The sequence below is a fragment of the Nostoc sp. genome, from assembly GCF_036917935.1.
Lineage (GTDB): Bacteria > Cyanobacteriota > Cyanobacteriia > Cyanobacteriales > Nostocaceae > Nostoc.
This window is the reverse complement of sequence record NZ_JBALEL010000060.1, coordinates 110,659-135,497: the sequence shown is the minus strand read 5'-3', so window position 1 is coordinate 135,497 and position 24,839 is coordinate 110,659. Positions and strand designations below refer to the sequence as shown.

Annotated in this window: 25 protein-coding genes; 18 read left to right on the top strand and 7 right to left on the bottom strand. The window is 42.2% G+C overall.

From position 1 onward, the window contains the following. Positions 1 to 73 precede the first annotated feature (73 nt). Together V7K62_RS25755 and V7K62_RS25750 are read left to right on the top strand one after the other, a co-directional pair. Entirely contained in the window at positions 74 to 1,918 is a 1,845-nt protein-coding gene (locus tag V7K62_RS25755; RefSeq protein ID WP_334869109.1) for an iron uptake porin, read from the top strand. Between the two features lie 545 nt (positions 1,919 to 2,463). Further along, entirely contained in the window at positions 2,464 to 2,673 is a 210-nt protein-coding gene (locus V7K62_RS25750; protein ID WP_334869107.1) for a TOBE domain-containing protein, read from the top strand. On the opposite strand, the gene V7K62_RS25745 is transcribed toward V7K62_RS25750, so the two are convergent. Next, positions 2,647 to 3,057 carry a hypothetical protein gene (locus V7K62_RS25745; RefSeq protein WP_334869105.1) on the bottom strand — a complete coding sequence of 137 codons (411 nt, stop codon included), beginning with the start codon at positions 3,055 to 3,057 and terminating at the stop codon, positions 2,647 to 2,649. The two genes, V7K62_RS25750 and V7K62_RS25745, sit on opposite strands and share 27 nt — an antisense overlap. A gap of 60 nt (positions 3,058 to 3,117) precedes the next feature. Between V7K62_RS25745 and V7K62_RS25740 the strand changes: the two genes are divergently transcribed. After that, positions 3,118 to 3,876, top strand: coding sequence for a HesA/MoeB/ThiF family protein (locus V7K62_RS25740; protein WP_334869103.1), 759 nt, complete (start codon positions 3,118 to 3,120; stop codon positions 3,874 to 3,876). A gap of 64 nt (positions 3,877 to 3,940) precedes the next feature. Here V7K62_RS25740 and V7K62_RS25735 read toward each other — a convergent pair whose 3' ends face one another. The 3 genes from V7K62_RS25735 to modD all read right to left on the bottom strand — a co-directional run bounded on the left by V7K62_RS25735 (position 3,941) and on the right by modD (position 6,645). Further along, positions 3,941 to 4,150 (bottom strand): TOBE domain-containing protein, encoded by a 210-nt coding sequence (locus V7K62_RS25735; protein ID WP_094352220.1) that lies wholly within the window; start codon positions 4,148 to 4,150, stop codon positions 3,941 to 3,943. A gap of 175 nt (positions 4,151 to 4,325) precedes the next feature. Next, the gene (locus tag V7K62_RS25730) at positions 4,326 to 5,003 is read right to left on the bottom strand and encodes a hypothetical protein (protein ID WP_334869101.1); all 678 of its coding nucleotides are present in this window, start codon (positions 5,001 to 5,003) and stop codon (positions 4,326 to 4,328) included. Between the two features lie 790 nt (positions 5,004 to 5,793). Then, on the bottom strand, positions 5,794 to 6,645 hold the full coding sequence (gene modD, locus V7K62_RS25725) for a ModD protein (protein WP_334869100.1): 852 nt from the start codon (positions 6,643 to 6,645) through the stop codon (positions 5,794 to 5,796). 231 nt (positions 6,646 to 6,876) lie between these two features. Between modD and V7K62_RS25720 the strand changes: the two genes are divergently transcribed. After that, on the top strand, positions 6,877 to 7,470 hold the full coding sequence (locus V7K62_RS25720) for a hypothetical protein (RefSeq protein WP_334869098.1): 594 nt from the start codon (positions 6,877 to 6,879) through the stop codon (positions 7,468 to 7,470). A gap of 175 nt (positions 7,471 to 7,645) precedes the next feature. On the opposite strand, the gene V7K62_RS25715 is transcribed toward V7K62_RS25720, so the two are convergent. Beyond that, a complete protein-coding gene (locus V7K62_RS25715; protein WP_334869096.1) occupies positions 7,646 to 8,248 on the bottom strand; it encodes a PEP-CTERM sorting domain-containing protein in 603 nt (200 codons plus the stop codon). 873 nt (positions 8,249 to 9,121) lie between these two features. Beyond that, complete coding sequence (gene vnfD / locus V7K62_RS25710) at positions 9,122 to 11,233, bottom strand: nitrogenase vanadium-iron protein, alpha chain (protein ID WP_334869094.1); 2,112 nt, start codon at positions 11,231 to 11,233, stop codon at positions 9,122 to 9,124. A gap of 1,041 nt (positions 11,234 to 12,274) precedes the next feature. On the opposite strand from vnfD, the gene nifH reads away from it, so the two are divergent. The 7 genes from nifH to V7K62_RS25675 all read left to right on the top strand — a co-directional run bounded on the left by nifH (position 12,275) and on the right by V7K62_RS25675 (position 18,814). Beyond that, complete coding sequence (gene nifH, locus V7K62_RS25705) at positions 12,275 to 13,171, top strand: nitrogenase iron protein (protein WP_334869090.1); 897 nt, start codon at positions 12,275 to 12,277, stop codon at positions 13,169 to 13,171. Between the two features lie 166 nt (positions 13,172 to 13,337). Beyond that, positions 13,338 to 13,724, top strand: a complete 387-nt coding sequence (locus V7K62_RS25700; protein WP_334869088.1) for a hypothetical protein — start codon at positions 13,338 to 13,340, stop codon at positions 13,722 to 13,724. Positions 13,725 to 13,986: 262 nt separating this feature from the next. Then, the gene (locus V7K62_RS25695) at positions 13,987 to 15,276 is read left to right on the top strand and encodes a substrate-binding domain-containing protein (RefSeq protein ID WP_334869086.1); all 1,290 of its coding nucleotides are present in this window, start codon (positions 13,987 to 13,989) and stop codon (positions 15,274 to 15,276) included. A gap of 149 nt (positions 15,277 to 15,425) precedes the next feature. Then, positions 15,426 to 16,544 carry a homocitrate synthase gene (gene nifV / locus V7K62_RS25690; protein WP_334869082.1) on the top strand — a complete coding sequence of 373 codons (1,119 nt, stop codon included), beginning with the start codon at positions 15,426 to 15,428 and terminating at the stop codon, positions 16,542 to 16,544. Between the two features lie 88 nt (positions 16,545 to 16,632). Then, complete coding sequence (locus V7K62_RS25685; RefSeq protein WP_334869080.1) at positions 16,633 to 16,764, top strand: hypothetical protein; 132 nt, start codon at positions 16,633 to 16,635, stop codon at positions 16,762 to 16,764. Positions 16,765 to 17,173: 409 nt separating this feature from the next. Then, complete coding sequence (locus V7K62_RS25680) at positions 17,174 to 17,884, top strand: 2OG-Fe(II) oxygenase (RefSeq protein ID WP_334869078.1); 711 nt, start codon at positions 17,174 to 17,176, stop codon at positions 17,882 to 17,884. Positions 17,885 to 17,992: 108 nt separating this feature from the next. After that, complete coding sequence (locus V7K62_RS25675) at positions 17,993 to 18,814, top strand: NADPH-dependent oxidoreductase (RefSeq protein WP_334869076.1); 822 nt, start codon at positions 17,993 to 17,995, stop codon at positions 18,812 to 18,814. 509 nt (positions 18,815 to 19,323) lie between these two features. On the opposite strand, the gene V7K62_RS25670 is transcribed toward V7K62_RS25675, so the two are convergent. Further along, on the bottom strand, positions 19,324 to 19,473 hold the full coding sequence (locus V7K62_RS25670; protein WP_334869074.1) for a hypothetical protein: 150 nt from the start codon (positions 19,471 to 19,473) through the stop codon (positions 19,324 to 19,326). An 88-nt stretch (positions 19,474 to 19,561) separates the two neighbouring features. Between V7K62_RS25670 and V7K62_RS25665 the strand changes: the two genes are divergently transcribed. The 7 genes from V7K62_RS25665 (at position 19,562) to ctaD (ending at position 24,750) form a co-directional block, all read left to right on the top strand. Beyond that, positions 19,562 to 19,792 (top strand): hypothetical protein, encoded by a 231-nt coding sequence (locus V7K62_RS25665; RefSeq protein ID WP_334869072.1) that lies wholly within the window; start codon positions 19,562 to 19,564, stop codon positions 19,790 to 19,792. Positions 19,793 to 19,952: 160 nt separating this feature from the next. Next, the gene (locus tag V7K62_RS25660) at positions 19,953 to 20,453 is read left to right on the top strand and encodes a phosphate-starvation-inducible PsiE family protein (RefSeq protein WP_292769190.1); all 501 of its coding nucleotides are present in this window, start codon (positions 19,953 to 19,955) and stop codon (positions 20,451 to 20,453) included. Positions 20,454 to 20,746: 293 nt separating this feature from the next. Next, a complete protein-coding gene (locus V7K62_RS25655) occupies positions 20,747 to 21,247 on the top strand; it encodes a DUF2231 domain-containing protein (RefSeq protein WP_334869070.1) in 501 nt (166 codons plus the stop codon). Beyond that, the gene (locus tag V7K62_RS25650) at positions 21,244 to 21,861 is read left to right on the top strand and encodes a DUF2231 domain-containing protein (RefSeq protein ID WP_334869068.1); all 618 of its coding nucleotides are present in this window, start codon (positions 21,244 to 21,246) and stop codon (positions 21,859 to 21,861) included. The genes V7K62_RS25655 and V7K62_RS25650 overlap by 4 nt, the downstream gene beginning before the upstream one ends. A gap of 32 nt (positions 21,862 to 21,893) precedes the next feature. After that, positions 21,894 to 22,064, top strand: a complete 171-nt coding sequence (locus tag V7K62_RS25645) for a hypothetical protein (RefSeq protein ID WP_334869067.1) — start codon at positions 21,894 to 21,896, stop codon at positions 22,062 to 22,064. Between the two features lie 77 nt (positions 22,065 to 22,141). Further along, positions 22,142 to 23,077, top strand: coding sequence for a cytochrome c oxidase subunit II (locus V7K62_RS25640; RefSeq protein ID WP_334869065.1), 936 nt, complete (start codon positions 22,142 to 22,144; stop codon positions 23,075 to 23,077). A 14-nt stretch (positions 23,078 to 23,091) separates the two neighbouring features. Further along, on the top strand, positions 23,092 to 24,750 hold the full coding sequence (ctaD, locus tag V7K62_RS25635; protein ID WP_334869064.1) for a cytochrome c oxidase subunit I: 1,659 nt from the start codon (positions 23,092 to 23,094) through the stop codon (positions 24,748 to 24,750). Positions 24,751 to 24,839: the final 89 nt, after the last annotated feature.

Below are 24,839 nucleotides of genomic sequence, written 5' to 3'. Positions count from 1 at the left end.
TGCATCGGGTGTTTTTTAGTACCAACAACTTTAGTAATCAAGTTGGTCTAATAGTATTTGAGGTGTGAGGTTAATGTCTGTTTTTTTACATAATTCATTGTTGATTGCTCCAATCTTATTAGCAGTTAGTCTGATCAATGCTCAAGGTGCATCAGCTATTCCAGCAGATATGCAGACTACTCAGTTTCAGGCAAAAGAAGGTGTGGTTGCTCAAACAGATAATCAAGCTGTTTTGACTGCACCTATCGGCGTTACTTCATCTGACCAGAGCCAGCAGTTCAATGATGACAGCAATAAAAGTCCTAACTCAGTCATGAGTCAGGTTACTTCAGTCTCTCAACTATCTGATGTGCAACCTACAGATTGGGCATTCCAGGCTTTACAATCTTTAGTTGAGCGCTACGGTTGTATAGCTGGATATCCTAATGGCAGCTTCCAAGGAAATCGGGCAATGACTCGTTATGAGTTTGCCGCAGGTCTTAACGCTTGTCTGAATCGGGTTAATGAATTGATTGCTACTAGCACAGCAGAGTTAGTGACAAAAAAAGACTTAGAAACCTTGCGAAAATTGCAAGAAGAATTCGCTGATGGACTAGTTGAAATACGGGGACGGATAGATGGGTTGGAAGCTCGTAATGCAAACCTGGAAAATCAACAATTTTCGACTACTACCAAGTTAAATGCAGAAATAATTTTCTCTGTTGGGAGTGTGTTTGGTGGGGATAGAGCGCTAGATTCCGATCGCTGGAGAAGAATTGAAGCAGCTCCTGCGGGTACAGCTAGAGAGGCTGCAAGAGCTAACGAGTATACAGCATCAGGTGGACGAAGGCTTCAGGACAACGCGATTTTCAGCGATCGCATCCGCTTGAATCTAATTAGTAGTTTCACTGGCAAAGACCAGTTGTTTACCCGTTTAGAAGCGAACAACACCACAGCCTTTAGTGGGGCAGTCACAGGTACAAACATGACCCGTGTATCGTGGGACGGGAACAACGACAACACCATTGTAGTGGGCAAATTATATTATCGCTTCCCGGTAGGTGACAAAATCAATGTCATTGTTGATGCTATTGGTGGGGAGTTCTACGACAACTTCAACACTGTTAACCCTTTGCTGTCCTCAACCCCGATTGGATCTCTTTCGCGGTTTGGTCGATTCTCCCCTATTTACCGCGCCAGTAATACGGGTTCTGCTAGTAATACAGGTTCAGGGGTCAGCGCCATCTTTAAATTGAGCGACGCGATTACTTTATCTGGGGGTTATCTTGCTAGAAGAGCTTATGATCCTACTGCTGGTGCAGGGCTATTTGATGGTAGTTATGGTGCTTTAGCTCAATTAGCATTCCAGCCCAACCAAAACTTAACTCTTGCTTTGAGCTATGCACACTCTTACTTTACTGGTGGTAATAATGATGTTTCCGTTTCGGGGGCTTATGGTAGCGCTTTCGCTAATACCCCATTTGGTGCTGGTGTTGCCACTTCAGCCAATCATTATGGGATAGAAACCAGCTATCGTTTTAACCCCCAATTGGTACTTTCTGGTTGGGTTGGGTATAGTCAAGCGATCGCAGAGGTTAGTTCTGGTGCAAATGTTAATAGAGGTGATAAGGCAGACATCTGGAACTGGGCGGTCACTTTAGCTTTCCCTGATTTAGGCAAAAAGGGCAACTTGGGAGGTTTAATCTTTGGTCAACCACCGAAGGTGACGAGTAATGACTTTGGCCCTGCTGTTCTTACTGCTACTAGTAATCTTCGTGAAGATAGCGATACATCTTTCCATTTAGAAGGACTATATCGCTACCAAGTAAATAACAATATCTCAATTACACCAGGCTTGATTGTGATACTTAACCCAGAGCAGAACAGCAATAATGACACTATCTATACAGGAGTTGTTCGTACTACATTCCGATTTTAGATAATTTTGCATTAAAAAAACGGCAGTCGTTACAACAGGGAGACAGTCTGCTAGGTGGCTTTGCCGACTTATTAATAAAACGCCTTCCCGAATTGTGCAGACTGCCGTTGCAGAAGGAAATATGAATTTTTACCCAAATATTGTTCTGAAATGTAGCAAGATTCTGTACCACTTCCCTGACGCTACGCGAACGTGGAAGCAAGCTACGCGTAGCGTCTCCGACAGGAGAAGGATACCTGATCGAATGATCGAATTGGAGTGCGAAGACCTCAAAAAAGATGAACTAGCACCGAAAACTTATCTTACGTGCGTCAAATAACAGTCTGAAAAGTAGTTAGTTGAACTAACTACTTTGTATTACTTTTATTACCAGATAAGTTGGTTTAAAAAGATGTAAATACCAAATTATTTAGTAAATTATTCGTGTATATTTTCTATATTAATCGATAGGAAAAATTCATATATTTTCTATCTGTAGCTATACAGATTAATTTAATTACTTGTTATTATCTATGTGTAAATAAAAAACAAGTAGGGGTCATCAAATGCAAGTTAGCGCTCGTAATGCTCTCAAAGGAACTGTAAAAAACCTCGTCGTTGGCTCTGTAAATACTGAAGTAACATTAGAAGTAGCACCAGGGGTAGAGGTGACTGCAATTATTACCAAATCATCAGCAGAAAATCTCAAACTTACTGAAGGTAAAGAAGTCTACGCCATAGTTAAATCATCAGACGTAATGATTGCCGTTGACTAAAGTAATTGTTGGTATTCTCATTAAGGGGGGGGCAATCAAACTGCCCCCTCTAAAGCGATGTCTACGACGGGCTACGCCTACGGGTAGGTAACTCGTTACTACAACTTTCCCATCAATAATATGTAGATAAGCTAAACCAAAGCTATTTAGTCTATTAGACACATCACAAAATGTCTGCATAGGATTGCGATCGCACGCTTCCGATGTCCCAAGATATTGATAAACTGCTGTACTGGTGATTGTTCCAAGTATTCTTTGAGAATCACCAGATTCGCGTAGGCGTAGCCCGTCGTAGACATCGCTATATTTGCACATAGCTCCTTTAATTGTACCTAGAATAAATACCAACTTTACAGGTACTAAATTAGAAAAGTGTATAGACAACTACAATACTTGCTACCAACTAGGTGGTAAATTTTACGACTGATAAAGAATTAAAAAGCGATGAACTTAACACCCAGTGAGTTAGAACGCTATCACCGCCAAATGATGCTTCCCAATTTTGGAGAAGCAGGACAAAAGCGCTTGAAGTCTGCAACGGTTTTGGTTACAGGTGTAGGGGGATTAGGCGGTACATCAGCACTTTATTTGGCAGTAGCAGGTGTTGGGCGGCTAATTCTAGTTCGGGGTGGTGACTTACGGCTAGATGATATGAATCGTCAGGTTCTGATGACAAATGATTGGGTAGGTAAGCCAAGAGTATTCAAAGCCAGAGAAACTCTGCAAGCTATTAATCCTGATATTCGGGTGGAAGCAGTTCATGATTACGTTACAAAGGAGAATGTAGACTCTTTAGTACAATCTGCTGATATAGCTGTTGATTGCGCCCACAATTTCACAGAGCGGAACTTGCTCAATGAGGCTTGCGTGCGCTGGCAAAAACCAATGGTGGAAGCTGCAATGGACGGAATGGAAGCTTACCTGACGACGATTATTCCTGGTGTCACTCCTTGTCTATCATGCTTGTTCCCAGAAAAGCCAGATTGGAATCAGCGTGGGTTCTCGGTTATCGGTGCTGTTTCTGGTACACTAGCTTGTCTTAGTGCATTAGAGGTAATAAAGTTGATTACTAAGTTTAGTCAACCCCTATTGTCACAACTGCTGACAATCGACTTGATGCGAATGGAATTTACCAAACGACATTCTTATCACGATCCTTCATGTCTGGTGTGTGGCAGCAGTTCTTGCTCGGAAAATTCGTAAATAGTTGGATAATCGTAGCGATCGCTCTATAGCGGATCGCCACAACTTATCTACTCATTTCGAGCTATTCTGTAGCAATTATGACATCCGACGCTTTAATCACCGCGATCGCTTGTTTTCCCTCTTGAAGTTGAAGATGCTCTACTGATTCCTTGGTAATAATTGCAGTTACTTCCACCCCAGGCACAATTTCTAATATCACCTCAGAGTTAACTGCCCCTGGGTGAATTTTCTTAATAGTTCCTTTCAAGGAATTACGAGCGCTAACTTCCATATTTTGATCCTCCCTACTTATAAGATAATTCTGAACAGATTAATACTAACAACAATCAGATTGTTGGATTATCCTCATTTAGTGAGATATCTTTAGCCTTACAGAAGAACTTAGATATCAGACTGGTATTAGAAGATGAACTCTCCGTTGTAGGCATCTTTAATCAAAAGGATTTTCAGAAATATTTTCGTTTCAAAGGAGAAGCAGGAGCAGATAATATGACAATATTTCTCACATTACTAACATAACGACCTCCAGCTTTGTCACCTGGAACTACTAAACGAGCAAATCCTTCATCTATTAAAGGCACGACTTTACCATCACTACCTTTTTTTTCAAATGCAACTAGCACTGTTTTCCCTTCAAAGTTAGGTTGAATTTCACCAATAGCTACGACTGCACCATAGCAATCTGTGGCATCAACTAGAACATATTGCCTCAGAAAAGAGTTTTTAGTATTCACCCCAGAATTCCCAGGTTTTAGACCACCTCCGGCTTTCGGATTATTAATCAATTCCCATAGGGGAACTCCATAGTATGTTTCGGTTCGTGGCCCTGAGCCGGTTTGAAAGCTCACAGTAATTTCAGTAACTAATGCTGGATTTTGTTTTTTTAAAGCATCTCGCAAATTCTTCAGGTTTTGCAAGTTATAGGTGGTTGGATTATTGAGTTCTCCACCCAAGCGAAAACTTGGCGAAAAACCTCCAAGACACTTATTTTTATCCCAGATAGAAGGTGTTTTTTCTTCTCGTCCCCAGGGAAGATCGCTCCTGGAGTCAGCTAAAGTAGGCTGCCATAAAACCAGTATCGATAGTATTAAAGACGCAATGGGTATCGTGCGGGTAAAACGCATAAAATATTTCTCCGTTTCCTATTGAATATTGAAAAAATTAGATAGTTTTGCTCAAAGCCGTTTGCTCAACAAAAATTAGTATCGTTATCGCCAAAATTGAGCAATTTGACAATAGTTCCTGTTAGATAAAAATAAAACGGTTCTATCGTTAAACTTTCAACTCCTTACCAGACACTACTAAATAGCTAGTTTTTAATAACTCATATTAAAAACTAATGAATCCTGACACCAAAGTTAGTCGCAAACCTCTTGTTAGATTTGCGTTTTTCCAAATGGATAAGTGTATTTGTGTAATCTAATGAAGATAATACCAACTTATTGAGTAAAATACCAACTAATATAGTAATCAAATCCGAACCAAATTAATTTTTATTTCTTTTTAAAATAGTTCAGCTTAATATTGTAAAGAAACTAAGCTGTTGTTATTTGCCTTATAAATAGGTAACTATCAAGTTAATAAACTCTTTATAAGTGAGACTCACCTGTAAATTGGAAAACTGTCCGAGTTATGGGGAAGGGTTGTAATTGTCCCGACACTATAGTTGAAGCAAAACCATACAGCGACTAGACTACTCCGTGTATACAACCAATAGACCAAATAAATGCTACAATTCCTCATACAGTGAATAGAGCGATAGATGGCTATATCGCTCTATTTCAACTGCTTAAGAGCTTCGTAAAATGCCCACTTACTTCTGTTCTAAGTCTTGCATAAGCGTTGTTCTTTCTGGCTCAAATCTTGCGTTTTAACAACTGCAATCTTAAGTATCAAACTAAATATAAAAATGCACTACTGTGCCATCGTCATTTTGACTGCAATATCGCATGGTTTACCAAAGTACGGTGAACTTGTCACTAAAATATCTACACCAGTATTAGCATAATCCTTTATATTTTCAGAAGTAATACCACCAGCCGCTGCTAGTTTTAAGTTTGGATACTGCTGCTTCAACTTCAAAACTAGAGGCTCAAGGTCTGGTAGGGGAATTTTATCAAACTGAATTAAATCTACACCTGCTTGAGCAGCCATCCAAGCATCTTTTGGTGTATCTACTTCAATGCAAATATGTTGTTCTGGAAACTGTCGTCGCAGTTCATTCATGCGCTCAATTAGCCCAACTATACCTCCCAGGAATATCAGGTGTTGGTTAAAGATCAGAACTGTTTCAGATAATCCTAAACGATGAAAAAAACCTCCGCCAGCTAGAACTGCTTTGATGGAAAGCGCTCTAGTACCTGGAAAACATTTACGAGTAGTCACAATAGAAACAGACTGATTTACTGTTTTAGCAGTATCTACTAATATTCTTGTACGCGAAGCAATGCCGGAGGCGTATTCGAGCAAATTTAAAGCAACTCTCCAACCACTGTGTAAAGCTTGAGCAGTGCCACTAGCTTGAAGAATTAATTGCTTCTCCTGGCAGACTGTACCACTTTCGACTTGATAATGAACTTCGGCACCACAATATTTTAATACTCTGGCTGCTTCTTCAGTAGCGCAAATGGTCATCGGATGACGGGTAGAAAACTCTATTTCACCAAGTTGCTTGCCAATGCCAAGTCCGTAGGTTGTCAAATCTAGGTAGGGAACATCTTCCTGAATTAACCTAGCGATCGCCTCATCTGAGAAGAAAACACTCATTTTAGTTTTATGATCGGCTGACAAATAAATAGCTCAATCAAGATTCACACTAAACCTAATCTCATTCAGTTGTAGGAATTGTCATAATTACTACTATTGTCCCAAATAGTTAGTAACAAAATAACTTTGTTAAGAAAGAATATATACTTCAGTCGCCAAAATTAGTTAAATGCTGAAATTGGAAACTATTGACTTATAATATCAAGCTTGAATTTAGCAATTATACAGATAGTGTTCAGCAGTATTTGGCGACAAATGATAGAAGAACTGTGGACATCTGCTTACCGCCAAGCCTTAACACAGATGTCTGGGGTGGAATTGAAAGACTGTGCAATGGTGATTGGGTTTCGTCGATATAATCTAGGTCACTGTCATCGCCCTCATACTGATGAACCATCGAAAGCTTTGACTCATTTGCTATTTTTCAATGAACAATGGTCGAATAGCACTAAGAAAAGCCCAAAGGCTTGTGTCGCCTCGTTCCCAGCCTTAAGACTGGGAATGTATTCCGAGAGGCAGAGCCTCTCGTCAAGAAAGAGGAGGCGGCAGCCCTTCCAGGCTGGGAACCAGTTAGGGCAAGGGCTGTATCTTAACTTAGTGCCATTCGAACAATGGCCTATCGATTGGGGTGGTTGTTTGCGAATTCTCCTTGACGGAAAACCAGAATCTATCTTCCAAGATATTGCACCACTGAACCAGTTTTCGGCTGTGATTGTGCGCTCAGATAATTCCTGGCAGATGGTAACTCCAGTAGCATCGACTGCACTACAGTGCCGATTGGCTCTCAGGATTGCTTTTTTTCACAATCTCGATGCAGGTGCTTAGTCGCCTCTATATCTCTCTCTGGAAACAAGTAGTTAATTAACAATACAAAAGGCAGTTAGCAGAGTACAGATTATTCTGATTATATGAGTGCAACTATAGCAGTCATGCCTACTTTGTAAGCACATCTCCAACTTTTTTAGAAGTTGGGTATATGATTAGAAATGATTTAGAAATACTATATTTTTAAACCTAGTTTTCGCTTATACAGTAGTAAAGTTATACCACCTGTGACTAATAGAGCAGGTATTGAATCTGATTCAGGAATTGGTGTAATTTGACCCGAACCACTTATTGTGTTGCTAAACTGGCCAAAATCATTCACTCGACGACCGGTAGTAACTAAAAAGTATTTCTGTCCTGTAAGGAGTTCTCGGTTGAAAGTAACAGTACTACCATTAGTAGTAGTATTTGCTATAAGAACATTTGTTAATTGTTCAGTAGGATTGAAACTGTCCTGATATAAAGCTAAGAAAATATCCCATTTTCTATTTGCAGGTGGCGTAGGTTCAGATTCACCACTTATATTATATAAACCTGATTGATCGACCGTAAAATCGAATACAGTGTAAGGTACACTCATTCCCAAATTTCCATCTTTTTCACCACTGATAAGAGTGGGAGGATTGCCTGGTGCTACACGCCGCCAAATCGGTTCATTTGTTGTATCTCCCTGATAAGTAAAGATAGCAGCTTTGGAGGGTTGAGCGGTAGAAACAGTAGCTAATGCTAACCCCAGAATAACCATTAATGATTTTTCAAAAAACTTTGTCTCTAACATAAATTATCTCCTTAGATTTACTAACAGCTTGTTTCAAAGTTAACCAGATTATTCGATTTTCTAACAGTGGCGTTCATCGCTCACTTTAACTTTTTGCTGTTTGGCAGCAATCAACTTTCTCTGCAAGGCAAAAGCTACACTCACAGCAAGTAAAATTTGCAGTCAGCGAAGCGGCAAGCAAATACTTTTTCATCATTTTTTAATCGCTCATAGTAAGGAAAAAATTACTTTCTCGTTTTTGGTAAGCTAAAACACATATTTATTGCATAGTTACTCGTGAGGTTTATTGACAGTTGACAGTTGACAGTCAAGAGTTAACACTCAACAGCCAAGACGACCATATATGATTTAAAAAATATGGAACAGCTTAACTAATGCTTAAATAGTCATTGATCTGAGCGTTTAAACTTTATGAATTATTCAAGAGTATTTATGGCGTATGTTTTTATACGAATTTATCTTTTCGATTGAAGCTATCATACCAACTTGGTTGGAGAAAATCAATTCAACTACGTAATTAAACGCTGACTTTATCAAAACTTTAAGTAAAAAGTTTTTTATCTTGATGAGATTACGCACATGACAACACTTCAGGAGTAACCACAACCTACGACTGTGGTGCTTTTGCGATGTCTACAGCGAGCGTACCCCTACTAGAAAGCAAGCTACGCGGAGCATCTCGTAAAGCCTGCGGCATAGCTACGCCCTAAGCGCAGTTTCCGCATCGCAATGTCTACGAGAAACTGCGCCTACGCAACATAGCTATTTGCTCTCAAAATCCGAGCAACTTCTTGCATAGCGCGGGGATGTGTTTGTTTGCCTTGTGCTTTATTTCACTATGAAAGAAAGCAAATGTGGAGGCATAACAGCTTATTAATCTTGTCCCTCGACAATTTCTTTTTGGATAAAACTAATTTGTGCAGCTAATTCTTGCCGAGTAGAAGCTTTGAATAGATATCGGAAAACAAACCAGATTAAGTAACCAATTCCAGTCAACTCAAAAACTAGATTTAACTGGGGAATTTCATTGATTACATCTAATACAGCTAGAATTATCTTAACTGCAATAGTCGCTGTAATAATTGTAGCAAAACAAATAATTGGCATCTGGTACTCAGTGGAAAAGCTACCTAGGTATTTAGGCAATTGATCCAAAAACGCAGAGAAGTTACTACCAATTTGCTGCCATTGTGGTAAGGGTTGATTATCAGGTATTAGCAATGGTTGAGTATCAGATTTTGAACTTTCAAGTACTGCGATTGGTTCGGTAGATTTAATATCAATAGATTTCAATTGTTGTACTTCGTTCTCCTGAAGTAATGCTTGATTATCAGGTATTAGCAATGGTTGAGTATCGAGTTTTGAACTTTCAAGGACTACGAGCGGTTCGGTAGATGTAATATCAATAGATTTCGATTGTTGTACTTCGTTCTCCTGAAGTAATGGTTGATTATCAGGTATTAGCAATGGTTGAGTATCAAGTTTTGAACTTTCAAGTACTGCGAGCGGTTCAGTAGATGTAATATCAACAAATTTCGATTGTTGTACTTTACTCTCTTTAAATTTCCTCTTTTCTTCAGAGATAACAGTTTTCATTTGCTCACCACGGATATCATATTGAGCCAACTTCATCAGAGGGGAATAGATGGCATTGTACATATCCCGCGCCATATTCACCGCACCTTCAAAGCCCATATATGGGCCATTGTGGTAGCCATGACCATTCACATAAGGTAAGTGCAACTTCTTCACCAAAGCACCCACCCGTGGCCCAGTCAAAACCAAATCCGGCTTGACCATCTCCAGCACTTCAAAGAACTCAAGTTCATTGCCATCATCAATATAGATAGTCCCCTCTTCACCTCTGGCAATTACCTTTTCAAAGTCCTCTTGGTGTCCAAACTTGGAGGACATCGCCACAACGTGCATCCCCAAATCGTCTTCTAGGGCCTTAGTCCAGTGCCACAATCTCGGACCCCCAGTCCAGATACAGACCTTTTTGCCACTCAAGCGCTCTTTATACCACTCTAACTTCGATTCATATTTAGCGACTTCTTCAGCAATCACCGCTTCGGCTCTGTCTTCAATCCCAAAGAAAGCCCCGATTTTGCGTAACCCTTCTTTGGCATAGTCAAAGCCCCAAGTATCCACATCGATACGGGGAATGCCATATTTTTTCTTTAATTCATTGGCAATGTATCCTGCTGAACGGGCACAGTTGGTGACATTCAACTGCGCTCTGTGCATCCCACGTAAGGAGTCATAAGTACCATTGCCGGTAAAATGGGCAATAATTTGGATGCCCATTTTTTCCATGTACTTCTCCATCACAAAGGTGTCCCCTTGGATGTTGTAGTCCCCAATCACATTAATTGTGTATGGGCTGGTAATTTCTGGCTCAAAGGTTCCTACCTTGTCTGTCATCCACCCCATGTTAAACACGTGGTGTCCTTTGGATTGACTCACCCCAGCAAAACCGGGACATTCAACTGTGAAGATATCAACATCACCCAGTTCTTTTTCGACTTCTTTGACTACAGGCTTGATATCATCGCCAATCAAAGCAGTAGAGCAGGTGGTGTAGACCATCATCCGTTTGATGTCAGGAAATTCCGCAAAGGCTTCCAGCATTGCCTTCTTCAGCAGCTTTTCACCACCGAAGACAACGTGTTGTTCCTTCATGTCCGATGACCAGACATATTTGAGTTGGAAGTTGCCATTGTCGCTGGGATAGCGTTTGGTGTGCCAGGTATCATAAGCACAGCCTACAGGCCCATGTATCAACTGGATAGTATCTTTGAGGACACCACCAATTACGAGCTTTGCACCACAATAGCTGCATCCACGCTCAGATAATGAGCCGGGAATGGTTTCGACGTGTGCGCTAGGGAGAAACTGGGTTGTATCTTCTCCTTTCTCTTTAATATATATGTGCTTTTCCCGTTCGGGAATGGATTCGTCGCACTTAAACAACTTCATTGGCATGGCTGATTGCTCCTTGTGCAAATAGCTGATAAGAAGACAGATTCTTCTAAACTATTATTTTTGTCAGAAACTTCTTGGAGTTCCTTGATTTCAAAATCCTATCAACCTTTGGAATTAATAATAGTAAATTTGATAACAATAAGGCAGAAAAATATTGCAAAATGTAAATAAAAATCGTTTTTAATAGACAGTTCTGTCTAGATTTTAAGAAGACGTTATCCTTTTATATATAAGACTTTTGTTAATTGAAATAGACAGACTATTCTAACTATATATAAGAAGATGAATGATTTAATTGCTATCCTGATTTTGGATGCTTCAGTTGGATAAATCGGCGATAGTTGCTCAACTTAAAACAACAGAATAACGCAATTATTGGCTTTGAGCCTCTCTAGCTGATGACTAATTGTAACCACGAATACTGTTTGTAAATTAATTGGTCAGCGCAAGTAAATTGGCCAGATGTATGATATTCTTTATTTATAAGGAATCTAATAAAAGGACAAAAACTCCTTAGGTTCCTTTGAAGTGAGTATCAGACCAGCCTCATCAGTTATTGGTGACGGCATAACGTTAATCGAAGTGGAGCAAAACCGCCCAAAAATCGGTTTTTCGTTTGGCGAAGCCGTTGCCATAGCGTAGGCTGGACTGATTTTTTTATGTATCTTCTTTGCAGGGAAAATAATGCTTGTCTTGCTGTGATCAAGCAAAAATTTCTTATTCATCTGCCGTATCTGTGGAAGTTTTTTGAATTCTTGGTGACAGGATTGGAACTAATTTTTAGCACCCTTGTTGTATCTCGCATCCCACTAATATTTGCTGCTATATCTGTAAGAAGCTATTTAACTTTTAGCAGATAACTGCAATATTTATAGTGCTGGATAGACGGCTGATGTCCACACTCTGACTACGTTGAAGCTGTCACAACCTGGACAGTGAACTATTTCAAAAACTACAACTTCAATTTAATTCAACACTCTACTGGATTACACCATAATCTTGGAGCCGAATCAATAAGTCTGCGCCATTACTGAGGTTTTTATGCGGAAGATTGCTATTTATGGAAGAGGGGGAGTTGGCAAATCCACAACGACTCAAAACGTCGTGGCTGGACTGACTGATATGGATCGTAAGGTGATGGTTGTAGGGTGTGACTCGAAAGCAGACTCCACCCGGCTCCTTTTGGGGGGATTCCACCGGAAAATTGTACTTGATACGTTGCGTAAAGAAGAAGATGATGTGAATCTAGAAGACTTCCGCCAGGAGGGATGGGGGAAGACGCTGTGTGTGGAATCGGGTGGGCCGGAACCTGGTGTGGGATGTACAGGTAGAGGCATTCTGACATCAATTGGGTTGCTGGAACAACTTGGTGCTTATGATGATGCAGTTAGACTTGATTATACATTTTATGATGGTCTGGGTGACGTGGTATGCGGTGGATTTGTCATGCCCATTCGTGAACGTAAAGCTCAAGAAATTTACATTGTCACTTCTGGGGAAATGATGGCGATGTATACCGCTAATAACATTTGCCGAAGCATTGAAAAGTATGCTCCTATAGGCGGTATACGTCTGGGAGGATTGATCTGCAATTCTCGCAAAGTCGATCAGGAAAACGATCTAGTCGAGGCTCTGGCAGAGAAACTGGGGACTCAAATGATCTACTCCATACCCAGAGACAACATGGTGCAACGGGCAGAGTTCCACCGCAAGACGGTGATTGAGTATGCTCCTGAGTCTGAACAGGCGCAGCACTATCGCAACCTGGCAACGGCAATTGACCAGAATACAGATTTTGTCACTCCGAAATCTATGTCTAACGATCGCCTAGAGGAACTGCTGGTACAATTTGGGTTGTTTAGACATCTCCAAACATTAGGTATCACCCCAAGCTCCACAAAGGTTGCAGATTCATTTTCGGAGATGCCTCTTGACTAGGACGATGCAGTAGGGATTATCCCTCATCCAAAGTGTCTGGAGCAATTGGCAATCTCTGACTCGAAAAAGCAGAAAAAACTGCGTAAACTTCTTAACACCATTTGAGAAATCGGCGTTCTGAACCACGCCAAAATTCGTCTACCTCATTGAAGGAGGAGAACTCATTATGTTGACCGAAGAGGTTTTAGTCCAAAAATTTATCACCATAGCTCAAGGGCGCTGTCCCAAACTCGGTGAGTTGCTCCAGTACTGCCATGTCGAACTCGTAAACTCTTACTGGGGCTGCCCCCCAAAACTTATACAACATTTTGTCGTTTATTATCCTAATATGCTGTTTGCCTCAGTCAATGCCTACCAAGACATTTTCCGAGGCGTTGCCCAAGATTTGGGGATATTGGACGCTGTTTGCATAAACGCTACACGCATTATCCGCGATCGCGCCTCCAGGTTGAAGGAAAAGAACCCGATCTTATGGTTGGAACTCCAGTGGGTGGCGGTACCAACTAAAAAAGGCAATTGGCATTTAGATCAGGATTTACCGCACTCGGACTAAGTTTTCTTTTGCTAACGTAGGTATCGCCTTGGTTAGCAGATGATCAAAAGGCGATGCCGACTGCGATGCGATCGCTAAATCGTATCCAGAAATGCAAGTATTCTAGCAAGATGTATGTTATGCTTGCAGAAAATCAGCAAAATTGTCAAAACATCAACATGTCTTTCAACAAAAACGGCAAACACTAGAAAACCTCTTGCTATTGACCCAACAAATTTAAATTTGTCTGCTGCGGTTTTTTCTAACGGAGAGATACAGCCTCATGAAACTGGATGTGAATCTTTGCAATAACCTGAAGTCAATTAGAACTCGCTTGGGCATGAGTCAGCAAGAATTAGCTAATATAGCTGGCGTAACTCGTCAGAGTATTGGTGGTGTGGAATTGGGACAATATGCTCCTTCTGTTGCTATGTCACTACGTTTAGCTAAGGCACTTGGCTGCCAAGTTGAGGACTTATTCTGGTTTGAGGAAGATTTACCAGAAGTTGAGGCAATTCTTGCGGGATCAGTCCCTAAGCAACAGCAATCAAGAGTTAGTCTAGCGCGGGTTGGGGATCAATGGATAGCTTATCCCCTGGTTGGGAACGATGCTTTTCGGATCGAAATGATTCCAGCTGATGGTGAGACAGTTGCGGTGAGTCACCCCATTGTAGAGACTGGGGTTAGCGCAAGCGGTAGCGATGTAGGAGCGTCATCTGTAAGGGTGAAAGTGTTCCCCAACATCAGCAAATTGCCATTAGCGTCAGAGGTAGCTAGTAACGAGCGTTACTCGCAGGGTGAAGCACAGAGCCAGATCGGTACAAATAAAGTCCTGGTTCGGCTTCTGGATGATATAGATAAACTGCACAATACAGTTGTGATTGCTGGTTGTACACCTGTGCTTTCCCTCTTGGCAAGAGCAACTGAACGTTGGCATCCGCAACTGCGAATTCATTATCGTTTCGCCCACAGCAAGGCGGCATTGCGTAGTCTGTGCCGAGGCGAAGTTCATATTGCAGGGATGCACTTATACGATGCTGACACTGGGGAACATAACATCCCCTTTGTGCGGGAAGCCTTAACAGGTAAAAGTGCCATTTTGATTACCCTGGGAGTTTGGGAAGAAGGTTTGTTAGTCCCACCAGGAAACCCAATGGGAGTTAAAACAGTTTCCGACTTAGTAGAATTTGAAGCAACTATTGTCACCCATGAAGTGGGTTCTGGCAGTCGGATGCTTTTAGAACGGAAACTCCGAGAAGAAGGAGTGCCATTGCACAAAGTTAAAGGATCTGACCATATCGTTCACAGCCATCAAGATGTTGCTTTGTCTGTAGTCTCAGGAATCGCTGATGCAGGTATCAGTACGGCATCTATAGCTGCTGCCTTTGGGTTGGGATTTATCCCCCTTCATAAGGCGCGATATGACTTGGTGATTATTAAAGAATACTTGGAAGAAGAACCAGTAAAACAGTTCCTCAGTATTTTGGGACATCAGCTAGTGCGATCCCAATTAGAAATTCTCGGCGGCTATGACATTACCAGGATTGGGGAAGTTGTAGCAAATATTTCATAAATCGTAATTCGTAATTATTACCCTACGGCTAAGGAATATGTCTTTTAGTTTTCACAACTCAAGTTAGTTGCTCTGTCTTTCAATTACTAATTCCTTAAGCAAATCAAAATCACCCAACAAGTTAGCTGATGATGAATCATGACTTCACTATGAACAAACATCCCGTTCAGATTAACGATACAACCTTGCGAGATGGCGAACAAGCGGCAGGTGTAGCCTTTAACGTTGAAGAAAAAATTGCGATCGCTACTTTTCTAGATGCCATTGGTGTTCCAGAATTGGAAATTGGCGTTCCGGCAATGGGACAAGAAGAAGCAGAGTCGATCACAGCGATCGCTAATCTGGGATTAAATGCCCAATTACTGGGCTGGAACCGTGCTAAATTGTCCGATATTCAGGCATCGATAGATTGTGGTTTGCAACGGGTGCATATTTCCGTTCCCGTCTCAGAAATTCAGATTGCCGCCAAGTTTGGGGGTAAGCAGCAGGTAATGCTGGATCTGCTGCGGGATGCGATTAATTTCGCTTGCGATCGCGGTTTAGCTGTATCTGTTGGCGGAGAAGATTCTTCTAGAGCCGATCCATCTTTTCTATTGGATGTGGCGTATTATGCTCAAGAGTTGGGAGCTTTTCGGTTTCGCTTTTGTGACACTGTAGGAATTCTCGACCCTCTGAACACTTACAGCAAAGTTCGCTCCCTGGTGCATCATCTATTCATTCCCATAGAAATGCACACACATAATGATTTTGGGCTGGCAATGGCGAACTCGTTAGCTGGTATTGAAGCAGGGGCGCTATCGGTCAACACTACGGTAAATGGGATTGGCGAACGCGCAGGTAATGCGGCGCTGGAAGAAATTGTGATGGCACTCAAACACCTCTACGGCATCCCAACCGGTATTAATACAAAACGGTTGCTGGAACTGTCACGGTTAGTTGCGAAAGCTGCTAATTGGCCGGTTCCTCCCTGGAAAGCGATCGTCGGTGAAAATACTTTTGCACACGAATCGGGCATTCATGCTCACGGTGTGTTGCAAAATCCCGGTACTTACGAACCGTTTGCGCCGGAAGATGTTGGCTGGGAACGTCGTTTGGTAGTAGGCAAACATTCCGGTCGGCATCTAATATTCAGTGTGCTGCAAGAAAATGGAATCACGCTCAGTCAGCCAGAAATCCAATCAGTGCTGGATGCTGTAAAGCATCAGTCAGTAAAAGTTAAGCGCAGTCTCACGGTTGAAGAACTCCTGAGTTTTGTTCCCCAAAGGTGAATGCACACATCTACCAAAACATTACAGGGGAATAGGGTTAGTAATCCCTCTGAAATTGTAAAAAAGCGTTCAAGTTCAAAAGTTGACTATGACAAATCCGACACAACTATTGCGATCGCGTGAAATTCCTTTCAATTACGAAATTGATTGGAAGGCCTCTCTAAGTGTTGCGGCGATGAAACTTCTGTGGCTTGAGCAAAGCTTTTTGATGCAGACGTAAATCAATTGTTGATGCTCTAAAAGGATGAATGAACAAGTCCTCTTCTTGGTAGCAAATACTTTGAGATCCCCCTAAATCCCCCTTAAAGAAGGGGGACTTTGAGAGAGGTTGCCCCCCTTAAAGAAGGGGGACTTTGACTCAGGTTCCCCCCTTTTTTAAGGGGGGTTAGGGGGGATCTAGAAGTGCCTAAAATCACAGCCAACCACTTTTCAAACATCCTCTAAGGGACTGACAACAAATAAATTATCCAATCTTGTGGGGTGGGCATCTTGCTTGCCCCTAGCCTAAGCGGGCGAGACGCCCACCCCACAAGAAATTGTTGAATATTTTTTTATTTGGAAGTCCCTAATACCACTTGATGTCCAGGGTAATCATGATTGGTTAATTTTAGTAAAGCGTTTTTTCTACCATGCTTAATTTTGATTCGATTCGTACCACAGCAATGCAAAAAGTCCCATATAATTGGGCTTTGATCAAAAATCTGCTTTCACCAGAAGCCAGCTTAGAACTAACTGCGAGTTTTCCCCACGAAGAGTTTCGCCTGTCCGAGGGAGAGGGATACGGATACTCTTGGGGAAAGATGCTTGCAACTAGCGAGGATATTTCCTTAATGCTCAAATCTGGCGATAATCGCTGGCGAGAGCGGATGGCACAAGGCAGACTTACTTATGACTTGAGACACCTCAGTAAAGTTTGGCGACAGTTGATAGAAGGACTGTGGACAGATTCTTACCGCGCAGCCATAGCCGAAATGTCTGGGTTGGAACTAAAAGACTGTGTAATGGATATTGGATTTCGCCGGTATAGCTCAGGACAGTTGCATCACCCTCATACAGACGAGGCGAACAAAGTTTTAACTCATCTGCTATTTTTCAATCAACAATGGTCTGTAGAGTGGGGAGGCTGTTTGCGAATTCTCAAAGATTCTCAGCCGGAATCTGCCTTCCAAGATATTCTACCCCTCAGCGATTCCTCAGTTGCGATCGCACGTTCTGACAATTCTTGGCATACGGTTACTCCGCTAACTTGTCCTGCATCTGAGTATCGGCTAGCTTTACGAGTCGCTTTTTTTCGGAAAGATCGCCTTTCAGATTTTGGAGAAACCCAGCTAGCTGCGTAGTAATCAAGTATTTTCTCTCAACTTTTGTTAGAAAATCAGCCTCCTGATTTTCTGGTTCTTCCTTGTTTTCCTTAATCGTAAAAAAGTGTTCAAATTCAAAAGCTGACTATGACTAATCCTACAGAATTACTGCGATCGCGCTACGGTGAAGTTCCCTTCAATCACGAAATTGACTGGAACGATTCTCTAGAAACGCTAATAGCCCACCGTTCAGTCCGGTCTTATCTATCCGATCCTTTACCACCAGGAACCCTGGAATGGCTAGTTGCTGCTGCTCAATCTGCTCCTAGTTCAGCTAATATGCAAACCTGGAGTGTGGTAGCGATTGAAGATCAAGAGCGTAAAGCAGAATTATGCAAGCTGGCTAATAACCAAGTATGGATTAACCAAGCTCCTGTATTCTTGGTTTGGTTAGCAGATTTAGGTCGTCTGGCTCATATTGCTGACAGTCGCGGACTAGCTCCCGTAGCTCTAGATTACGTAGAACTGTTGGTTAAAGCAATAGTCGATGCTTCAGTCGCAGCGCAAAATGCGATTGTCGCTGCTGAATCTGTTGGTTTAGGAACGGTATATATCGGCGCAATCCGCAAAAGTACTCAAGAGGTAGCCACGTTATTGAATTTGCCGCCTTTTGTGTTCCCTGTGTTTGGGTTGTGTGTGGGTTATCCCAATCCTGAAGCACAACCTGTTGTTAAGCCGCGCCTACCTCAGCCAGCTGTATTCCATCGGGAAACCTATAAATTGGCAGAGCAAGATGAAGCGATCGCTCATTATAATGATATCATGAAAGAGTTCTACACTGAACAAAAGATGAATGTCCCTGGTGATTGGTCGCAACATTCAGCCGAGCGGATTGCCACTTTAGACTATTTAAAAGGGTGCAAGTACTTGCGTGAAACTCTTAACAACTTCGGCTTCAAGTTGTTATAAAGGAGTCAACAGCCAGAAGATATAAAGACAGGGTAAGCATCCATTGTACCTCTAGTTTTAAACAAGCTACGCGCAAGAGGATAACTTTTGATGTCTGCACCAAAGCTTCTGAGGCTTAAAGACTCACAACCCTACACCCAGTCTCAAAAGATGATTACAGTGCGTAAGCCTAAAGGATAGATATAGAACTTACGCACTGTAACAAAATTACATTATTGCGATCACCTCCGGTGGGCGGTTACGCCATCGCATACTCCTGCAAAGAAGCAAGCTACACGGAGCATCTCAAAGAGTTGCGATCTCAAGTTTTCAGTGCATAAATCCTAAAATAGACCAACTAACTTACCAGATATAGCAATTCTCCTGCTTGAAACCTTTGTACGAATTTGGGGAATCTGAAGGCATTTAAGCAGTCAAAAGACAAACGATTTAATGGGTATTGCAGCAAGCTTTATCTTTTAAAAAAGCGCGGAACTGGAATGGCACTAACAAAAGCTATAAGCTTTGCCCTAACTGGTTCCCAGCCTGGAGGCTGGGAACCCATTCTGGGAGGCTCCGCCTCCAGTGGCTTGACCAGAGGCAGAGCCTCTGGGAATACATTCCCAGTCTTCAGACTGGGAACGAGGTGACACAAGCCTTTCGCCTTTTCTTAGTGCCATTCGGCTGAACTGTAAGAATCGCTCTTTTCCTGAGAATTGCTGACTAAAAATGTAGAATTAACCCGCGAAACCAAAGGAGCTTCAAATAATGAATAATCTATCTACCAAAGACCTCAACAGACTACGCTCTCAAAGCAAAATAATTATGAATCGAGTGGAGATTTTCATAGAAACTTACTTATTAGAAGCTCCCCCTGATGAAAAACTGATTAACGAAACCTTACAAGAGATCATCAAGGCTGCGAATAACTTAACAACCGCAGCATCCAAGATGAAAACCGCAGAACCCGTACCTCATGATGCCCACGGAGCAAAATAGTTTAATAGGGCTGAATGGAACCCCATAGCTAAATAATGGGGATTGAATACAGTTCCGTTAGCGGTAGCGGGGCGTTTAGCCCGTGCTGAGTAATCGATGCTAGATACTCAGCACTATTTCAGTTATGGAGATAAATGAATCTAGACTGTTAGGAAATACGATGCTCAAAGGGCTAACTTTAAACTTAAATAACTGGTTACAAAGAAATACAATTGTACGTAACCTGGAGTTTTTTCAAGACTTTATTATCATTTCTCTCTGCCTTGGTTTATTTTGTGTGATGCTCATCCGACTGGGAGATATGTTCTTCTCCTTTTTGAGTCCATTAGATTTACGGCAAGTAACATCTGATATCCTGTTCATTTTGATTTTGGTAGAGTTATTCCGCCTGTTAATTGATCATATACAACAACAACGGACATCCGTGGCAGCAGCAGTAGAAATTACTATGGTTTCTGCTTTAAGAGAAGTAATTTTACGCGGTGTTCTGGAAATTCCCCGTGACCAAATTTTTGGAATTGCAGTATTTTTAGTAGTATTAGCGGGAATTCTTGTGGCTTTACCTTGGGTCTCTAACTTTTTTGAACAGGTCAGAATTCCTCACACTGAAACAAAAGAAAAAACGCAATTATTGGCTGATAATCCTCTAGTTCATGATTAATTGTAATCAGAAATACTCTTTGCAAATAGATTGGTGATCGCAAGTAATTTTAACAAATGTATGATATTCTTTATATATGGAGATAGAAAATCAAAAGCACAAAAATCTTCAAAGAATAATTAGGCTACCTTGTATAAAGAATTCTCATAACGAGTACTCCTGCTATTATTTGAATAGATTTTCAGCCAAACCTGAGTCGTTCTGGAAGTAAAAAGATTGTGAATATTATGGATTAGAAGTTAGTTTATCGCTCCTAAATATTAACTTCTAGCTAATAGATGGATTAGAAGGCTATGCTTGATTACTTTACATCTTTGAACGACCACAATTTACCCTACCCAGATACAATTCATCCCATCGTTGTCCACTTCGTAATTGCGATGGTATTGTTTGCCTTTGCCTGCGATGTAGTTGGTTATTTCATTGGTAAATCTCATCTTTTTGAGGTCAGTTGGTGGAATATGTGTGTCGCCACGATCGCTATCTTTGTCGCCGTTATCTTTGGTCAGTTTGAAGCTGGCTTGGCAAGACCTTACGATGCTGCTAAGGCAGTGCTGAATTTGCATACGTTGATTGGTTGGTCGCTTTCAGGAATCATCACAGCAATTACAGCTTGGCGATATGTAATTCGTACACGCAACCCTAACAAATTACCGATTCATTACATGATAGTGGGGCTGTTTTTAACCCTAATAGTTGGCTTGCAAGTATATCTCGGAGATGAACTTGTTTGGATATATGGACTGCACACAGTGCCAGTTGTTGAAGCAGTAAAAAATGCTATTTTGCCATGAACTCGGAACTAATTGACCAATTAAGTACACAACTAGGTAGTAACGGACTGCCTTATACCATTCCTATCCATCCCAACTTAGTCCATCTCACCCTGGGCTTGTTCATCATTGGGATTACCTTCGATATCGTTGGTGTGCTGTTTCCCTTGGAAATATGGGTCTTCAAATATTTTGCGATTACTGTCAAACGTGCCAATTTCTTTGATGTTGGCTGGTACAACATGGTCGCTTCCAGTATCATCACTTTTTTCACTGTGGGCGCAGGCTTTTACGAAATGCTTTTAGCAGCACCGCCTAATGATGTCAAGAGTGCCTGGGGATTACAGGCAATGCAAACCATGATTTGGCATGGTGTAGGTGGCGTCTTTTTATTAGCATTGATTGTTGGTATGACCATTTGGAGAGGATGGCAGCGTTTCGTTTGGGACAAACAAGAATATAAACAGACAGATAGACAAGTGCAATTGATCTATCTGTTCGCAGGCATAGCAATCATGTTCATTATGTACATCCACGGCACACTAGGAGCGCAACTAGCCGCTGAATTTGGCGTACACAATACAGCAGATAATTTGCTGCGATCGCACCAAGACCTGAACACAACACTCAAATAAGTCATTTGTCATTTATTTAAAGTTACTAACCAATGACTAATGGTAATGACCGAATGGCACTAAGAAAAGGCGAAAGGCTTGTGTCACCTCGTTCCCAGTCTTCAGACTGGGAATGTATTCCAAGAGGCTCTGCCTCTGGTCAAGCCACTGGAGGCGGAGCCTCCGAGAATTGGTTCCCAGCCTCCAGGCTGGGAACCAGTTAGGGCAAAGCTTATAGCTTTTCTTAGTGCCATTCGGTAATGACCAATGACTAATGACCAATGCCCAATAACCAATAACCATGAAAATCCAGAAGATTTTAAATATTTTGACCGTGATTACAGGCGCGTTGGCATTGCCCGCCGCAGGCATCGCAGTGACTATTATCAGTCTCTGGATTGGTAAACAGGCTTACTCCTGGCTTCCTCCCCAAGCGGCAGCCGAATCCCAACTAATTGATGATTTGATTAGTTTCTTAGTAACCCTCGGTGGCTTCATCTTCTTGGGAGTCACAAGTACTTTGATGTATTCTGTGATCTTCCATCGGGCTGTCAAAGATGACTTCACTGACGGCCCCCCAATTGAAGGTAATGTTACCTTGGAAGTTGTCTGGACAGCAATCCCAATTCTCTTGGTGTTTTGGATTGCAGGTTATAGCTACCAAGTTTACGAGCAAATGGGGATTCAAGGGCCAATGGAAGTTGTCCATTTGCATAACCCGATGGGGATGGAATCTGCATTCGCAGCACCACTAAAAGACTTAGCAGAACCTGTTGAAAAGATTGATGTTCTAGCTAAACAATGGGCTTGGGTGTTCCATTACCCTGAAAAAGATATTACCAGTAGTGAGTTGCATTTGCCTAGCGATCGCCGCGTGCGTTTGGCACTGCGATCGCAAGACGTTCTCCACGGCTTCTACATCCCGGCATTCCGCCTCAAGCAAGATATTATTCCCAATCATGCGATCGACTTTGAATTTACCCCCATCCGTCCGGGTAAATATCGGCTTACCGATTCCCAATATAGCGGCACATACTTTGCCACCATGCAAGCGAATGTAGTCGTCGAATCACCAGAAAATTATCACCAGTGGTTAGCCTTAGCCGCAAGCCAAAAACCATCTGCCGCCAATAATCAAGCAAATTCTGAGTATACCCAAGCAGCCAGTAAATCAGTCAAAACTGGTTGGGTAACAGTTGCACCTGCGGCACCTCCTTTGGTCAATTATCCCGGTTGAAAGGAAATTCAGCGATGACAAATATTCCAATCGAAGGCATTCTCCCCAGTGAGAAGCCGCACCACGAAACGACCAAAGGCTGGAAGGAATACTTCAGCTTTAGTACTGACCACAAGGTGATTGGTATCCAGTATCTTGTTACTTCTTTCTTCTTCCTTCTCATCGGCGGTATATTCGCAATGGTGATTCGGGGAGAACTGATAACACCCGAATCTGATGTAGTCGATCGCACCGTCTACAACGGTATGTTCACTATGCACGGCACTATAATGCTGTTCTTGTGGACATTTCCTTCCTTAGTTGGTTTTGCCAACTATCTCGTGCCTTTAATGATTGGGGCGCGAGATATGGCATTTCCCCGCCTCAACGCTGTTGCCTTTTGGATGGTGCCAGTAGTCGGAATTCTTTTGATGGGTAGCTTTTTGGTTCCTGGTGGCCCAGCCCAAGCGGGTTGGTGGTCTTATCCACCAGTCAGTCTCCAAAATCCCACAGGTAACTTGATTAATGGGCAAGTTGTCTGGCTGTTAGCGGTGGCAATTTCCGGTGTCTCCTCGATTATGGGGGCAGTCAACTTTGTCACCACCATCGTCAAAATGCGGGCCCCAGGCATGGGCTTCTTCAGAATGCCGTTGTTTGTCTGGGCAGTATTTAGCGCCCAAATCATCCAACTTTTCGGACTACCTGCATTGACAGCTGGCGCGGTGATGCTGCTACTTGACCTCACAGTTGGTACTAGCTTTTTTGATCCAGCCAAGGGTGGAAATCCAGTCATGTTCCAGCATTATTTCTGGTTCTACTCCCACCCCGCCGTTTATGTGATCATTTTGCCGATTTTCGGGATTTTCTCAGAAATCTTTCCAGTCTATTCTCGTAAACCCCTGTTTGGCTATAAAGTAGTTGCCGTTTCATCCATCTTGATTGCCATAGTTAGCGGTATTGTTTGGGTACACCACATGTATGTCAGCGGTACACCTGGTTGGATGCGGTTGATTTTCATGCTGACAACGATGTGCGTATCTGTACCTACGGGAATTAAGGTGTTTGCTTGGGTGGCAACCATTTGGGGAGGTAAGCTGCGGCTGAATACACCGATGTTATTCGCCTTGGGTGGATTGGTAATGTTTGTCTTCGCTGGCATCACAGGTATCATGCTTTCTTCTGTGCCTGTTGATGTTCACGTCAACAATACTTATTTTGTAGTAGGTCACTTCCACTATGTCCTTTACGGCACAGTAACGATGGGCTTGTTTGCTGCCACCTACCACTGGTTCCCCAAGATGACTGGGCGGATGTACTCCGAAAGCTGGGGTAAATTGCACTTCTGGCTGGCATTCATCGGCACCAACATCAACTTTTTGCCTATGCACCCCTTGGGGTTACAAGGGATGTTACGCCGAGTTGCCTCCTACGCCCCGGAGTATCAATTCTGGAATATTATTGCTAGCCTCGGCGGATTTTTGTTGGGAATGTCAACCTTACCCTTCATATTCAACATGGTGATTTCTTGGATGCAAGGAGAGAAAGCACCTGATAATCCTTGGCGGGCAATTGGATTAGAGTGGATGGTTTCTTCACCGCCCCCGGTAGAGAACTTTGAAGAAATTCCCATCATCATCTCTGAACCCTACGGCTACGGCAAATCTGAACGGTTGACAGCTAACCTCTCAGAATAAGCCAGAGTATCCTACCGTGTACACACAAATCTTTTAGAGTGACTGCGTAACGTCGGGTAAGTTAATTGTTGCTGGTCGATGCAACTAAG

Coding starts and splice junctions, on each gene's coding strand:
- ctaD (WP_334869064.1), top strand. CDS start 23,092: ATGACAAATATTCCAATCGAAGGCATTCTCCCCAGTGAGAAGCCGCAC.
- V7K62_RS25660 (WP_292769190.1), top strand. CDS start 19,953: ATGCTCAAAGGGCTAACTTTAAACTTAAATAACTGGTTACAAAGAAAT.
- nifV (WP_334869082.1), top strand. CDS start 15,426: ATGAACAAACATCCCGTTCAGATTAACGATACAACCTTGCGAGATGGC.
- nifH (WP_334869090.1), top strand. CDS start 12,275: ATGCGGAAGATTGCTATTTATGGAAGAGGGGGAGTTGGCAAATCCACA.
- vnfD (WP_334869094.1), bottom strand. CDS start 11,233: ATGCCAATGAAGTTGTTTAAGTGCGACGAATCCATTCCCGAACGGGAA.
- V7K62_RS25740 (WP_334869103.1), top strand. CDS start 3,118: ATGAACTTAACACCCAGTGAGTTAGAACGCTATCACCGCCAAATGATG.
- V7K62_RS25680 (WP_334869078.1), top strand. CDS start 17,174: ATGCTTAATTTTGATTCGATTCGTACCACAGCAATGCAAAAAGTCCCA.
- V7K62_RS25750 (WP_334869107.1), top strand. CDS start 2,464: ATGCAAGTTAGCGCTCGTAATGCTCTCAAAGGAACTGTAAAAAACCTC.
- V7K62_RS25640 (WP_334869065.1), top strand. CDS start 22,142: ATGAAAATCCAGAAGATTTTAAATATTTTGACCGTGATTACAGGCGCG.
- V7K62_RS25735 (WP_094352220.1), bottom strand. CDS start 4,150: ATGGAAGTTAGCGCTCGTAATTCCTTGAAAGGAACTATTAAGAAAATT.
- V7K62_RS25665 (WP_334869072.1), top strand. CDS start 19,562: ATGAATAATCTATCTACCAAAGACCTCAACAGACTACGCTCTCAAAGC.
- V7K62_RS25645 (WP_334869067.1), top strand. CDS start 21,894: ATGACTAATGGTAATGACCGAATGGCACTAAGAAAAGGCGAAAGGCTT.
- V7K62_RS25650 (WP_334869068.1), top strand. CDS start 21,244: ATGAACTCGGAACTAATTGACCAATTAAGTACACAACTAGGTAGTAAC.
- V7K62_RS25700 (WP_334869088.1), top strand. CDS start 13,338: ATGTTGACCGAAGAGGTTTTAGTCCAAAAATTTATCACCATAGCTCAA.
- V7K62_RS25755 (WP_334869109.1), top strand. CDS start 74: ATGTCTGTTTTTTTACATAATTCATTGTTGATTGCTCCAATCTTATTA.
- V7K62_RS25675 (WP_334869076.1), top strand. CDS start 17,993: ATGACTAATCCTACAGAATTACTGCGATCGCGCTACGGTGAAGTTCCC.
- V7K62_RS25730 (WP_334869101.1), bottom strand. CDS start 5,003: ATGCGTTTTACCCGCACGATACCCATTGCGTCTTTAATACTATCGATA.
- modD (WP_334869100.1), bottom strand. CDS start 6,645: ATGAGTGTTTTCTTCTCAGATGAGGCGATCGCTAGGTTAATTCAGGAA.
- V7K62_RS25655 (WP_334869070.1), top strand. CDS start 20,747: ATGCTTGATTACTTTACATCTTTGAACGACCACAATTTACCCTACCCA.
- V7K62_RS25685 (WP_334869080.1), top strand. CDS start 16,633: ATGACAAATCCGACACAACTATTGCGATCGCGTGAAATTCCTTTCAAT.
- V7K62_RS25715 (WP_334869096.1), bottom strand. CDS start 8,248: ATGTTAGAGACAAAGTTTTTTGAAAAATCATTAATGGTTATTCTGGGG.
- V7K62_RS25670 (WP_334869074.1), bottom strand. CDS start 19,473: ATGGCACTAAGAAAAGGCGAAAGGCTTGTGTCACCTCGTTCCCAGTCT.
- V7K62_RS25695 (WP_334869086.1), top strand. CDS start 13,987: ATGAAACTGGATGTGAATCTTTGCAATAACCTGAAGTCAATTAGAACT.